The sequence below is a fragment of the Streptomyces sp. NPDC049687 genome (genome assembly GCF_044465285.1).
Lineage (GTDB): Bacteria > Actinomycetota > Actinomycetes > Streptomycetales > Streptomycetaceae > Streptomyces.
In genome coordinates this window covers 18445-32093 of record NZ_JBITLN010000024.1, presented here as the reverse complement: position 1 = coordinate 32093, position 13649 = coordinate 18445, and the positions used below count along the sequence as shown (strand labels likewise).

General features: G+C 73.2%; 9 protein-coding genes. 5 read left to right on the top strand and 4 right to left on the bottom strand.

Features of this window, described 5'->3' with window-relative positions; genetic code table 11:
* Positions 1-83: 83 nt before the first annotated feature.
* The 4 genes from ACIBVL_RS40960 to ACIBVL_RS40945 all read left to right on the top strand — a co-directional run bounded on the left by ACIBVL_RS40960 (position 84) and on the right by ACIBVL_RS40945 (position 3921).
* Positions 84-467 (top strand): VOC family protein, encoded by a 384-nt coding sequence (locus tag ACIBVL_RS40960; protein ID WP_399105961.1) that lies wholly within the window; start codon positions 84-86, stop codon positions 465-467.
* Between the two features lie 75 nt (positions 468-542).
* Positions 543-2195, top strand: a complete 1653-nt coding sequence (locus ACIBVL_RS40955; protein WP_399105959.1) for a TlrC/CarA/OleB/SrmB family ABC-F type ribosomal protection protein — start codon at positions 543-545, stop codon at positions 2193-2195.
* A gap of 44 nt (positions 2196-2239) precedes the next feature.
* A complete protein-coding gene (locus tag ACIBVL_RS40950) occupies positions 2240-2866 on the top strand; it encodes an RNA polymerase sigma factor (RefSeq protein WP_399105957.1) in 627 nt (208 codons plus the stop codon).
* Positions 2863-3921 (top strand): CU044_5270 family protein, encoded by a 1059-nt coding sequence (locus ACIBVL_RS40945; protein WP_399105955.1) that lies wholly within the window; start codon positions 2863-2865, stop codon positions 3919-3921. Before ACIBVL_RS40950 ends, ACIBVL_RS40945 begins: the two co-directional genes overlap by 4 nt.
* On the opposite strand, the gene ACIBVL_RS40940 is transcribed toward ACIBVL_RS40945, so the two are convergent.
* The 3 genes from ACIBVL_RS40940 to ACIBVL_RS40930 all read right to left on the bottom strand — a co-directional run bounded on the left by ACIBVL_RS40940 (position 3918) and on the right by ACIBVL_RS40930 (position 9995).
* A complete protein-coding gene (locus tag ACIBVL_RS40940) occupies positions 3918-4844 on the bottom strand; it encodes a helix-turn-helix domain-containing protein (protein ID WP_399105953.1) in 927 nt (308 codons plus the stop codon). The genes ACIBVL_RS40945 and ACIBVL_RS40940 overlap by 4 nt on opposite strands.
* 122 nt (positions 4845-4966) lie before the next feature.
* Positions 4967-7141, bottom strand: coding sequence for a BTAD domain-containing putative transcriptional regulator (locus tag ACIBVL_RS40935; protein WP_399105951.1), 2175 nt, complete (start codon positions 7139-7141; stop codon positions 4967-4969).
* Positions 7134-9995, bottom strand: coding sequence for an AfsR/SARP family transcriptional regulator (locus tag ACIBVL_RS40930; RefSeq protein ID WP_399105949.1), 2862 nt, complete (start codon positions 9993-9995; stop codon positions 7134-7136). The genes ACIBVL_RS40935 and ACIBVL_RS40930 overlap by 8 nt, the downstream gene beginning before the upstream one ends.
* Before the next feature lie 379 nt (positions 9996-10374).
* On the opposite strand from ACIBVL_RS40930, the gene ACIBVL_RS40925 reads away from it, so the two are divergent.
* Positions 10375-12531 (top strand): GH92 family glycosyl hydrolase, encoded by a 2157-nt coding sequence (locus tag ACIBVL_RS40925; protein WP_399105948.1) that lies wholly within the window; start codon positions 10375-10377, stop codon positions 12529-12531.
* A gap of 3 nt (positions 12532-12534) precedes the next feature.
* Here the strand turns inward: ACIBVL_RS40925 and ACIBVL_RS40920 are convergent, their stop codons facing one another.
* A complete protein-coding gene (locus tag ACIBVL_RS40920; protein WP_399105946.1) occupies positions 12535-13491 on the bottom strand; it encodes an alpha/beta hydrolase in 957 nt (318 codons plus the stop codon).
* Positions 13492-13649: the final 158 nt, after the last annotated feature.

Below are 13649 nucleotides of genomic sequence, written 5' to 3'. Positions count from 1 at the left end.
CTCGTAGTAAAAATATGTTGACCTCCTGAATGTGTCGAGTATAAGTTTACGTCCGTTGTAAGTTTTTGCCGGGAGGGAACACCATGCGGATCACAGCCTCAACCGTCTCGCTCACCGTCGACGACGTGGCCGCGTCCCACGCCTTCTTCACCACCCACCTCGGCTACGAAGAGGTCGCCACCGCCGACGGGTTCGCCTCGCTGACCCGCGAGGGCGCCGCGGTCGACATCGTGTTGCTGCGCCGCGGCATCGACGTCCTGCCCGCCGAGCAGCGCGACCAGCGTGTGTCGGGGCTCATCCTGGCCTTCACCGTCACCGGTCTCGCGGACGAGGAGCGGCGACTTCGGGAGCAGGGTGTGGACATCACCATGCCGCTGCGCGAGGAGCCATGGGGCGAGCGGCTCTTCCAGGTCACCGACCCCAACGGGGTCGTCGTCCAGTTCGTCGAGTGGGCGCGGCCCGCCTGAACCCGATCGGTGAAGCGCCGCCACCGATCCACTCCGCACCGGCCCCACCCGGCCGAGATCAAGGGGGACACCTTCTTGCACACCTCACAACTGGCCCTTCACGACATCAGCAAGCGATACGGCGACCACCTCGTCCTCGACAAGGTCTCCTTCACCGTCAAACCGGGCGAGAAGGTGGGTGTCATCGGTGACAACGGCGCCGGAAAATCCACCCTTCTGAGGCTCATCGCCGGCGAGGAGCACGGGGACGACGGCGAGTTGAGCGTTGTCGCGCCGGGCGGCACCGGGTACCTCGCCCAGGCGCTGTCGCTCCCGCCCGATGCCACCGTCCAGGACGCCGTCGACGCGTCCCTGGCCGACCTGCGCGCACTCGAAGCACGCATACGCCGGGCCGAGGCGGACCTCGCGGGCGCCGAAGGGGCGCGGCTCGACGCGGACTTGCAGGCCTATTCCGCGCTGCTGGAACAGTACGAGGCCCGCGACGGCCACCACGCCGACGGCCGGGTGGACATCGCGCTGCACGGGCTCGGAGTGCCGCAGCTGGAGCGCGACAGGCCGCTCGTGACGCTTTCGGGCGGCGAGCGCTCCCGCCTGGCCCTGGCCGCCACCCTGGCCGCGCAGCCGGAACTCCTGCTGCTGGATGAACCGACCAACGACCTCGACGACCAGGCCACCGCGTGGCTGGAGGCACTGCTTCGCCAGTACCACGGCACGGTGATCGCCGTCACCCACGACCGTGTCTTCCTCGAACAACTCACCGCCACCGTCCTCGAAGTGGAGGCGGGCACCGTCACACGGTATGGCGACGGATACGACGGCTACCTCGCCGCGAAGGCGGCCGAGCGCCGACGCCGGATCCAGAAGTACGAGGATTGGCATGACGAACTGGCCCGCAACCGGCGGCTGGCCGAGTCCAACGTGGCGCGGCTGGACGCCATCCCGCGCAAGACGCCGCTGAGCGTCTTCGGACACGGGGGCTTCCGCGCCCGCGGACGGGGGCACGGCGCGATGGTCCGGATCCGCAACGCCAAGGAACGCCTCGCACGGCTGACCCGCGAACCCGTCGAACCGCCCCCCACCCCGCTCGTCCTCAGCGCCCGCATCACCACCGCCGAGGTGGCCGGGGAACCGCCCGAAGCGGCCGAGGACGCGTCCGAGCCGGTCCCCGCGGCGGAGCTCACCGACGTGTTCGTCGCCGATCGTCTGCGCGTGCCGTCCCTACGGGTCCGCCCCGGCGAACGGCTGCTGGTGACCGGCCCCAACGGCGTGGGCAAGACCACGCTCATGAAGGTCCTGGCCGGTGAGTTACGACCGGACACCGGCCGGGTCCGCGTCCCGGGGCGCGTCGGACACCTGCGGCAGGACCAGACACCGTGGCCGCCCGGCCTCACCGTGGTCCAGGCGTTCGCCCGTGGGCGGACCGGCACCCTCGACGAGCACACCGACCTGCTGCTCTCCCTGGGGCTGTTCACGCCGGCCGACCTCCGCCTGCGTGTGGAAGAGCTCTCGTACGGTCAACGACGCCGCATCGAACTGGCCGGACTGGTCAGCCAGCCCGTGGACCTGCTGCTCCTGGACGAACCCACGAACCACTTGTCCCCCGCACTCGTCGAAGAACTGGAGGAGGCACTGACGGACTACCGTGGCGCCCTGGTGATCGCCACCCACGACCGCATGATGCGGTCCCGGTTCACCGGATCCCACCTGGACCTCACCACCGTCGCGTGACGCAGGCCACAGGAACTCCTCCCAGGTCACGGAGAGAAGTGGTCGTGAGGGACTCAGAGAACGACGTACGCCGTCGCGTGCGCGAGGGGGACCGTGAGGCGTTCGCCCAGCTGTACGAGGATTTCGCCCGTGCCGTGTACAACCACGGACTGCGGTTGACGGGCGACTGGTCGACGGCCGAAGAGATCATGTCCGAAACGTTCCTGACCGCGTGGCGGACCCGTGCCCGTGTTCAGGCGGAGGGCGGCACCCTGCTGCCCTGGCTGCTGGGCATCGCCACCCACAAGGCGGACAACGCCCGCAGGGGGCTGCGCAGACGGCAGTTGTTCCTGGCGCGTCAGCCGCAGCCGCGTGCGGAGGAGGACTTCGCGCCCAGGACGGTCGGACGGATCGACGACGCACGGCGCCTGCGTGCCGTGCAGGCCGCGTTGGGCCGGCTCCGTCGTCAGGAGCGGGAGGTGCTGGCCCTGTGCGTGTGGTCCGGCCTGGACTACCAGCAGACGGCGGAGGCGCTGGGCATCGCCGTCGGCACCGTGCGCTCCCGCCTCTCGCGTGCCCGTAAGAAGCTCGCCCTGCTCGCGGAAGAAGAGCGGGAACTGCCCACCGCCCGCGGAGAGATGACAAGTGCGGCCGCGATCGCGGCCATGCCCGTACGGGAGGAGCTCACATGAACGACAGGGCCACCGATCCTTCCCCGGAGCGGCACGGCGACCGCGAGGAGATCGCCCGCCTGCTGCCCGCCCCGGCCGACTGGGACCTTCCGCGCGAGCAGCACCTCCGACACAAGGATCTGTTGATGCACCACATCGACCGCGACCATGCCGTCCCGGCGCACCCCGCCCGCCCGGCCCGCCGACTGCTGCGGCCCGCGCTCCTGGCGCCGGCGACCGCGCTGGCCCTGGCCTGCGCGCTGGCCGCGGGAGCGGCCCTACACGGCGGCGATCACAAACCGTCCGACACCGCCTCGCACGAGGCGGCCACGGACATGCGGCCCGCCGCGGCGCTGCTGGACCGGATCTCCGTCGCCGCGGAGAAGCACGCCACGCTCGTCGTGCGGGACGACCAGTTCGTCTACACCCGGGAGAAGGTCCGCGGGGCCGACCTGACCAGCGGCAAGGCCGTGCTCGGCCCGCTGATGGACCGTGAGGAGTGGGCCGCGCAGGAACCGGGGCCCCTGCGCAAGCTCGGCCTGATCCGGGAGGACGGCGAGACCTTCCCCGTCAACGCCGAACTCGGTGACACCGACGGCACACCGGCCGGCATCAACCGGCCCACCTACAGCTGGCTCAGCTCCCTGCCCACCGACCCCGCCAAGCTGCTCGCCCACCTGTACGCCAAGACCCCGGCCGCGCAGGGCCGGGAACGCGACCAGGCGGTGTTCGAGCAGATCGGATCCCTGCTCGGCGGGGTGATGCCGCCCCGCACGGCGGCCGCCCTCTACCGCGCCGCGGCGAGGATCCCCGGCGTCACCCCGGACCCGCAGGCCCGCGACGCGCTCGGCCGCCGTGGCCTCGGCATCGCCCGCGACGACACCCGCTACGGCATCCGGACCGAGTGGGTCTTCCACGAGAAGGACTTCACCTTCCTCGGCTCCCGCAGCTACCTGACCAAGGACACCTCGTACGGCAAGGCCGGAACCCTGCTCTCCAGCGTGGCCGAGCTGGACCACGGAGTCGTCGACAAGGCCGGCCGACGGCCCGCGGGCAAGGGGAGGAGCGGGGCCTAGGGGGCGTTTCGAAAGTCCCGTCCGGCCCTCGTGGCGCCTGCGGCCATGTCGCGCCATTCGCGGGGGGACATGCCGTAGGCGGTCCGGAAGACCCGGCTGAAGTGGGTGGCGCTGAGGAAGCCCCAGCGGGCGGCCACCGCCGCGATGGTGCGGCTGCCGCGGCCGTGGCGCATCAGGTCGCGCCGGCACTCGTCCAGGCGGCGGCGCAGGATCCAGCGGCCGACCGTGGTGCCCTCGTCCTTGAACAGCTTGTGCAGATAGCGCACGGAGATGTGATGGGCGCGCGCGATGACCTCCGGTGACAGGTCCGGGTCGGTCAGGTGCAGTTCGACGTACTCCAGGATCCGCTCCAACACCGGCGGCTGGGCGGCCGCCGGACCCGGGGCCTGTCCGCCGAGCTGCTCGGTGGCGAGGGTGGACAGCAGGTTCACGGCGTTCCAGGCGAGCATCTCGCCGACCGTGGGCCGGGCCTCGGCCGCGGCGCGGGCGAGGTCGGACAGCAGCGGGGAGAGCAGAGTGCCGAGGCGGGAGTCGCGGGCCACGGGCGTGCGCGTGATCCTGCCCGCGTCGGGCTGCGCGAGCCCCAGCAGGTCGCCCGGGACGAGGAACACCGTCGCCCGGAAACACTCGGGGAAGTCGAGCGTGGGGGTGTGCCGGACGTCGTAGAAACAGATGTCGCCGGGGGCGAGCTGGAGGGCGAGGGGCCGGGGGTCGGGCGGGACGGTACCGCCCCGCAGGCCGACGAAGAGGTACTCGCCGCCGTCCCGCGCGAGCAGCCGGTGGGCGAGGTGCGGCCGGTGGCCTTCTCCGGGCAGCCGCGCGGGCGACTGCCCGTGGTGCTCGCCGGTGAGGATCTCGACGCCGAGGGGCGTGCGGACGGAACGGGTGGGGGCGCTGGGGGTCGTGGTGCTGGTGCTGGGCATCTTCCGCCGTTGTCTCCCAGGGATGGTCACGTGCTCGGACGGTAGGTCGGAGGATGTGCAAAAAGAGTGACAGCGGAGTGACGGCAGCCGTGACGACTGAGGTTCACCCGTCGGTTCACCTGTCAGCTCTCTGTGGACCGCTCGACCGTCTCGGCGAGTTCGGCGGCGAGCGCTCGTAGCAGGTCGTGCAGGGTGTAGCGGCCCAGGGAGGGCTCGGCGAGGAGGTGGGATTCGGCGAGGCGGCCGAGGAGGAGACGGATCCGGCGGACGGGCGCTCCGGTGAGGGACGCGGCTGTCGCCGGGGTGATGTGCGGTCCGGGGTGCCGGGACAACAGCCGGAACAGGTGGGCGCTGTCGTCCGGCAGACGGCGGTAGGAGGTCAGGAAGACCGGGCGCAGGGCGTCGAGCGCGTCGAGGCTGCCGTGGGAGGCGCGCAGTTCGGCCGCGACGGCCGCGAGGGGGAAGTGCGGGTGGGCGGCGGCGCGGGCGGCGACGGCGGTCAGGGCCAGGGGCAGCCGGCCGCAGCGGGCGACGATCTCCTCGGCGGCCGCGGGCTCGGCGGCCGGCCGGCCGGCACCGAGACGCAGGGTGAGGATCGCGTGCGCGTCTTCGGCGGACGGCGGTTCGAGAGGCAGCGGCCGGGCACCCGAGGCGACCAGGCCGGGCAGGGCGCTGCGGCTGGTGACCACCGTGAGGCAGCCCGGCGCGGCGGACAGCAGCGGGCGCGACTGCTCGGTGTCGACGGCGTCGTCGAGCACCACCAGCAGGCGCCGCCCCGCCGACAGGGTGCGGTACAGGCCGCCCAGGGCGGCCGGCCCGTCCGGCATGTGCCTCGCGGGCACCCCGAGCGCCGCGAGCATCGACCGCAGCGCGTCGACGGGCTTCACGGCGGGCCGCCCCGGCTCGAACCCCCGTAGCCTCACGTACAGTTGCCCGTCGGGAAAGCGGTGGGCGACCCGATGCGCCCAGTGCACCACAAGGGCGCTCTTGCCCACCCCCGGCATTCCCCCGACGAGCACCACCCCCGAAGCCCGTCCGAGCGCCGCCAGCCGGGCGGACTCGGCCTCCCGCCCGGTGAACCCGGCCGGGTCCTGGGGCAACTGGGCAGGCCGAACGGTGGACTTGAGGGACCCCGAACCCCCTGAGGCACCCCTCGGGACCACCTCTGTCGCCCGTCCCCGCACGACCGGCCCGGGAGCTCCGGGCCCGCCGTCGGCGGGCCCCGCTCCGGAGATCTCGCCGACGTGTCCGCCGCCCACCGGACGGGCCGCCACGGCGTCGCAGGCCGCAACCCCGATCCTTGAGCCCCCGGTCTCGGGGCCATCCGCGGGCACCGGGGAAAAGGGAACACTGGCGGCGGCCTCCCCCACGGCCCCGGAGCCACCCCCGGCCTTCCCCCTCCCCGTCCGACGTCCGGCGGCCGCCGTCCTCACCCGCGCCGGGACGCCCCACGCCTCCTTCCGCGGAATCCGAGCGTCCGCTCCCGCGGCCCCCACCCGCCGTACCTCCTGCCGCAGCACCCGGGTGTGGGCCGCCGAGAGTTCCGGGCCAGGGGTGAGGGACAGGTCGGTCGCCAGGCGGCGACGGATGTCCTCGTAGGTCCTGAGGGCCTCGGCCTGGAGGCCGCACGCGGCGAGGACGAGGACGAGGCGGGCGTGCAGGGGCTCGTCGAGGGGTTCGTCGGCGGCGGCGTGGCGCAGGGCCGGCAGGACCTGTTCGGCGCGGCCGCACAGCAGGGCGGCGTCGGCCGCCAGGCGAGCGGTGTCCAGGAGTTCGCGCTGTACGGCGGTGAACCGGACATGGGCCCGGGCGACTGCCGGAATGCCCATCGCCAGCGGTCCTCGCCACTCCCCCAGCGCCTGGGTGAAGTGCCGGGCCGCCGTCTCGGGCCGCCCGGTGGCCGCCGCCCGTCTGCCCTGCCGGGTCAGTGCGCGGAACCGCAGGAGGTCGACCTCGTCCGTCCCCGCCTCCAGGAGGTATCCGCCGGGCCGGCGCAGCAGGCGTCGGCCGGGTGCGCGGGGCGGCAGTCCGGGTTCGAGGAGGCGGCGCAGGGCACCGACGTAACGGCGTATCACGTTCGGCGCGCTGGCGGGCGGGCGTTCGGCCCACAGCACGTCGAGGATCTCGCCGGTCTGCACGGTCCGGCCCGCGTGCGTCAGGAGCAGGGCGAGCAGGGCACGCTGCTGGGGGAACCCCAGGTCGAGTTCCCGTTCCCCGCGCCGGACCCGTACCGGCCCCAGCACCTCGAACCGCGTCGCCTCACCGCCGACCGAGGACGTGACCGCGTCCCTAGGCACCGACCTGGCCCTCCTCTCCGCCCAGCCGGGTCGCGACCAGGTCGGCGTCGGCATGGTTCAGCGCCCGGAGGAGGGTCAGCGCCTCTCCCCAGGCGGCGCGGGCCGCCCTCTCGTCGCCCATGGCGAGGTGGGTGTCCCCGACCCGGCGGAGGATCTCGGCCTCGACGTAGGGCACGCCCAGCTCCCGCAGCAGGGCCAGGGCGTTGCGGTAGCCGAGCAGGGCGTGCGGGTGGCGGCCCAGGTGCTGGTGGGCGTAGGCGATGCTGTCCCAGGTGGTGGCCTGGCCGTAGCGGTCGCCGAGTTCCTGGAGCATGCGCAGCGCCTCGAAGCAGTGGGTCAGCGCCTGCCGGTACTCGCCGAGCTGGGCGTGGTACCAGCCGACCGAGTTCAGCACGCCGGCCTGGGCGGCGCGGTCGCCGAGGGAGCGGAAGAGGGCGAGGGCGAGCTGGTTGTGGAGCAGGGCGCCGGGCAGGTCGCCCTGTTGGTCGCACTCCCAGCCGAGGCTGCGATGGGTGTTGGCCCGGCCGGTGTCGTCGCCCAGGTCGGTGAAGAGTTCCAGGGCCTGTTCCAGGCGGGGGACGGCGCGGCTGTGCAGGCCGAGGCGGCCCTCGATGCGGGCCAGTCCGCGCAGGCCGCGCGCGACGAGAACGGGTTCGTCGAGCCGCCGCGCAGCGTCGAGCGCGGTGCGCTGTGCGGTCAGCCCGTCGTGCCAGTGGCCGCGCCGGTCGAAGAACGGCTCCAGGGACCAGGCCAGATGGCAGGCGAGACGTTCCTGCACTGGTTGCTCGGAGCCGGCGGCGGTGTCGACCACGGCGAGCAGGACCAGGTGTTCGGCGGTGAGCCAGGCCAGGGCGCGCTCGTCGTCGGTGAGCGGGTGGGGCTGAGCGCCCTCGGGAGCGGGCGGCGGGGGCAGCGGGTCGGAGTTGGGTGCGAGGAGGCGGTCGGCGGCGTGCGCGGTGTGGAGGTAGTGGTGGTGGAGCCGGTGGAGCGCGGCCCGCCGTTCCGCCTCGGGGTCCCGCTCGTGGAGGAGTTCGCCGGCGTGGGCGCGCAGCAGGTCGTGGAAGGAGTAGCGCGCGAGGCTGTGCTCGGTGACCAGGTGCAGGCCGGTGAGCTCGGCCAGCAGCGGCCGGGTACGGCGTAGGGGGAGGCCCGTGAGGGCGGCCGCGGCGGGGAGGGTGAAGTCGGGGCCGGGGTGCAGGGCCAGGAGCCGGAAGAGACGGGCCGCCCCTGGCGATACGGCGCTCGTGGACCAGGAGAACACCGTGCCGACGTCGACGGAGGCGTCGGCGCGGGCGAAGGCGTCGAGGCTGCCGTGGGCCTCGCGCAGTTCGGCGGCGACGGCCGCGAGGGGGAAGTGCGGGTGGACTGCGGCGCGGGCGGCGACACAGGCGAGGGCGAGGGGCAGTCCGGCACACAGTGCGCCGATCGCGTCGGCGGCCCGTGGCTCGGCCGCCACCCGCTCGGCGCCCAGCCGGCGCACCAGGAAGGCGTGTGTCTGGTCGGCGTCGAAGGGGCGCAGGGTCAGGGCGTGGGCGCCATGGGCGGCGACCAGGCCGGTCAGGGCGTCGCGGCTGGTGACGATGGTGCGGCAGCCGGGCGTGCCGGGCAGCAGGGGCCGGATCTGCTCCACGTCACGGGCGTTGTCGAGCACGATGAGGACCCGTCGCCCGGCCAGCACACTCCGGTAGAGCGCGGCCTGTGCGTCCAGCCCTTGCGGGACCCGGTCGGGCGGTACGCCGAGCGCGTCCAGGAAGCCGCGGACGGCCTCCCCGGGGTCCATCACCGCGCCGGACGGGTCGAAGCCGCGCAGGTTCACATAGAGCTGCCCGTCGGGGAACCGGCCGGCGACCCGGTGCGCCCAGTGCACCGCGAGGGTGGTCTTGCCGACGCCCGCCATCCCGCCGACGGCGCCGATCACCACGGTCCCGGGATGCTGCGGCTCCGCACCGAACAGGGCGAGCATCTCGTCCAGCTCGGCCCGTCGTCCCATGAAGGCGGGCAGATCATGAGGAAGTTGGGAGGGTACGACGAAGGGGAGGCCGGCCGGGGCCGGTGCGTCGCTCTCCGAGAGCGCGTCACCCGCCGTGCCCGGTCCCTCCCGCAGCACGGCGTCGTGCGCGTTTCGCAGTTCCGGACCGGGGTCGATGCCCAACTCCTCGGCCAACCGCGCCCGTACGGTCTCGTACGCGGCCAGCGCCTCGGTGCGCCGGCCGGCCGCGGCGAGCAGGCGGACCAGGCCGCCGTGGACGGGTTCGTCCAACGGGTGGGCGTCGGCGGCCCTGCGCAGCTGCGGCAGGACCGGCTCCGGCAGCCCGGCGCGCAGGGCCGCGTCGGCCGCTTCCCGTGCGGCCGTGAGCCGTTCGCGTTCCACCGCGTCGAAGGCCGGGTGGGCGCGGGCGTGCGCGGGGATCCCGGCGGCGACCGGTCCGCACCACAACGACAGTGCCTCGGTGAGTAGTTCGACCGCGCGTGCGGGTGCCGTGTCCGCTCTGTCCCGGGCCGCCTCGCGCAGCGCGCGGAACCGCGGAAGGTCGGCGGAGTCACGGTCGGTCACCAATCTGTATCCGCCGGCGTCCCGCACCAGCCAGCGGCCCTCGGCGCGGGTGGGGAGCCCGGGCTCCAGGAGTCGGCGGAGCGAACCCACGTGCCGGCGGACGACGTTGACCGCGCTGCGTGGGGGATCGGCGCCCCACAGCACGTCCACGATCTCGCTCACGGCGACCGGTTGGCCCGCCCGGACCAGCAGCAGGGCCAGAAAGGCCCGCTCCTGCGGCCCGCCGACGTCCAGTTCCGTCTCCCCCCGGCTCACTCGAAGGTCCCCCAGCACCGTGAACCGCACCGACTCCCGCGGCAAGCCATCCCCTCCCCGATGTTCCTCCCCATTCCGACTGTATGTCACAGACGGAGTCACCCAGAGTTACGGACGGGAGGTCCCCGCTGTTCAGAGCCACTCCCTCCGGTCCGGCGCCAGCGCGCCCGGCCGAGCGCCCACTGGCCCTCGGGGCAGGCCGCCGCCCCTGCGGTGGCCCCTCGGGGCCTGGCCGGCCGGGCAGCCCCTGCCCTCGCCCCTCGCGCCCGCCGGCCCTCCGGCCTCCTCCCCCCCCTTGCGCCGTGTGCCTGACTTCCGGGTGTCGTGCGGCACGGCGGCTCGGTGTGCGCGGTGACGGCGGTGAGAGTGGGCGTCTGCGCCCGCCGTGCGCTCCGCCGGCCGTCCACGACGCAAGGAGACCTCCGTGCGCCTGTCACCCCTCGGGGCCGCGCTGGCCGCCGTCGTGCTGCTGAGCCCGCCCGCGCGGGCCACCGTCACGTCCGCGAGGCCCGTCGACGACCCGGCCCGTTACGTCAACCCCTTCGTCGGCACCCAGCCGGGCGGGGTGGACTGGGGCCATGGAGGCGGCGGCGGGAACACCTTCCCCGGCGCCTCGGCGCCGCTGGGCGGCGTGCAGTGGAGCCCCGACACGGTCACCCGCCAGTACGGCGGCTACGCATACGCCGACAACCGGATCCGCGGCTTCAGCCTCACCCACCTCTCGGGCGCGGGCTGCGGCGACTACGGGAACGTACCGTTCATGCCTCTCACGGGCCGGCCCGCTCCGGACCCGGACGCCCGTCATGCCACCTTCTCGCACACCAACGAGGAGGCGCGGCCAGGGAGTTACCGGGTCGACTTCGACAACGGCATCCGTACGGAGATCGCTGCCACCCAGCGGTCCGGCATCGCCCGCCTGAGCTACCCGGCGGACGCCCAGGAACCCGCCGGGCTGACCGTCGACGCCGGGCGGGCCTTCAACAAGGCCACCGGCACCCTCACCGTCGGCGCCCGCACCCTCTCCGGCTTCACGGACAGCGGCGGTTTCTGCGGCACGCCGGTCAGGTACCGGCTGTACTTCCACGCCGTCTTCGACCGGCCCTTCGCCCACACCGAGCCGCTGGACGGGCGGACGTCCGGGGCGTACGTCTCGTTCGCCCCCGGCACCCGCACGGTGACCGTACGGCTCGGCATCTCCTTCGTGAGCGAGGAGGCCGCCCGCCGCAACGCGGAGGTGGAGCAGCGCGACCGCTCGTTCGACGAGGTGCGGCGGGCCGCGCGCCACCGCTGGAACGACTGGCTCGGCCGGATCACCATCGCCGGGGGCACCGAGGCACGGCGCCGGATGTTCTACACCGCGCTCTACCACTCCCTGCTGCACCCGGGCGCCTTCAGCGACGTCGACGGGCGGTACCGGGGCATGGACGGCCTGGTCCACCGCACCCGGCCCGGGCATGTGCAGTACGCGAACTTCTCCGGCTGGGACGTCTACCGCTCCCAGATCCAGCTGCTGGCGCTCCTCGCGCCGCGCGAGGCCTCGGACATCGCCCAGTCCATCCTCGAACAGGGCCGCCAGGCGGGCTACTTCGACCGCTGGACGCTGGGGAACGGCGGTACCGGCGTCATGGTCGGCGACCCGCTGCCCGCCATGGCCGCCTCCGTCCACGCCTTCGGCGGCACCGACTTCGAGGCCCGCGAGCTGCTGCGCACGGCCGTCGCGGGGCGCCAGGACGAGCGGCAACGGCCCGGACACACGTACTACGACTCGCTCGGCTACATCCCGGCGGGGACGAAGGGCGTGTGGGGCAGCGCGGCGACCACGCTGGAGTACGCCGTCGCCGACGCCGCCCTCGCCCACCTGGCCGGCCGGCTCGGCGACGCCGGGACGCAGGCCACGCTGCTGCGCGCCTCGGGCAACTGGCGCCACCTGCTCCACCCCGGCAGCGGCTACCTCCAGCCCCGCCGCGCCGACGGAACCTGGCCCGCCTTCAAGCCGACCCAGCGCAGGGAGTACGTCGAGGGCAACGCGGCGCAGTACACCTGGATGGTCCCGCACGACCTGCCCGGCCTGTTCACCGCGATGGGCGGCGAGGCCGCCGTCACCGCCCGCCTGGACACGTTCTTCACCCAGTTCAACGCGGGCGCCGACCAGCCGTACGCCTACCTCGGCAACGAGCCGTCCTTCAACACCCCTTGGTCGTACGACTACTTGGGGCGGCCCGACCGCACCCAGGACACCGTACGGCGCATCCTCACCAGCCTGTTCGGGGACGGTCCGGACGGGCTGGTCGGCAACGACGACCTCGGCGCCATGTCCTCCTGGGCCGTCTGGGCCGCCCTCGGCATGTACCCGCAGATTCCGGGCAGCCCCCAACTCGCCCTGGCCAGCCCGCTGTTCCCGGTCACCGTCATCCACCGGGGCAACGGAGTGAAGATCACCCTCGTCGCCCCGAACGCGTCGGAGACGAACTCCCGCGTACGGGACGTACTCCTCGACGGCCTGCCCACGGACCCCCGTCGGCTGCCCGACACCTTCCCGGCCAAGGGAGGTGTCGTGCTCTTCCGCCTCACATCGCCGTAGCGGTCAGGCGGTCCCCAGCGCCGTGCGCAGGGTGCCCACGGCGAGGGTGATGGCGGCCTCGGCGGCGTGTGTGGAGCGCAGGGCGTTGAGCATCACGAAGTCGTGGATGATGCCCTGGAAACGCACCGCGGTGACCGGCACACCGGCCTCGCGGAGCTTGTTGGCGTACGCCTCGCCCTCGTCACGCAGCACGTCGGCCTCACCCGTGATCACCAGAGCCGGAGGCAGGCCCGCGAGCTGCTCGACCGTGGCCCGCAGCGGCGACGCGGTCACCTGCGCACGCTCGGCCTCATCGCTCGTGTACTGGTCCCAGAACCACCGCATCGCATCCCGGCGCAGGAAATACCCCGTCGCGAACTGGTGATACGACGCCGTGTCGAAAGAGGCGTCGGTCACCGGATAGAACAGCACCTGCTGCACCAGCGCAACCCCACCACGCTCCTTCGCCATCAACGTCAGCGCCGCCGCCATGTTGCCGCCCACCGAGTCACCCGCCACCGCCAGCCGCGAACCGTCCAGCCCCCTCGAACCACCCTGGGCCACCACCCACCGCGCCACCGCGAAGTTCTGCTCGATCGCCACCGGATAACGCGCCTCCGGCGACAACTCGTACTCCGGGAAGACCACCGCCGCCCCGGCCCCCACCGCGAGCTCACGCACCAGCCGGTCATGAGTGTGGGCATCGCCGAACACCCAGCCCGCCCCATGAATGTACAAAATCACCGGCAAAACACCCTCAGCACCGGCAGGCCTCACCACACGAACCCGCACACCACCCGCGACAGTGACCCACTCCTCCTCCACCGCCGGCTTGACCACATCACCCGACTGCACCTCGTCGACCGCCTTACGGCCCTCCACCGGACCCAGATCGAACAGATACGGCGGATTCGCGGTCGCCTCGGCGAACGCCGCGGCCTCGGGCTCGAGAACGGGGCGCGTGGCGGCGGTGTCGGTCATGACGACCTCCTGGGGTTCGGGTGCCGCGGACACGCTTCCGACGGTAGTCCCGGAGGGAAGCGGCGGCACGGCAGGAACAGTAGCGCGCGATTAAGTCGTGCACAACTAATTAGCGGGCTATATTTTTGCGCACGATAGAATCGAGGGGACTTGAACGA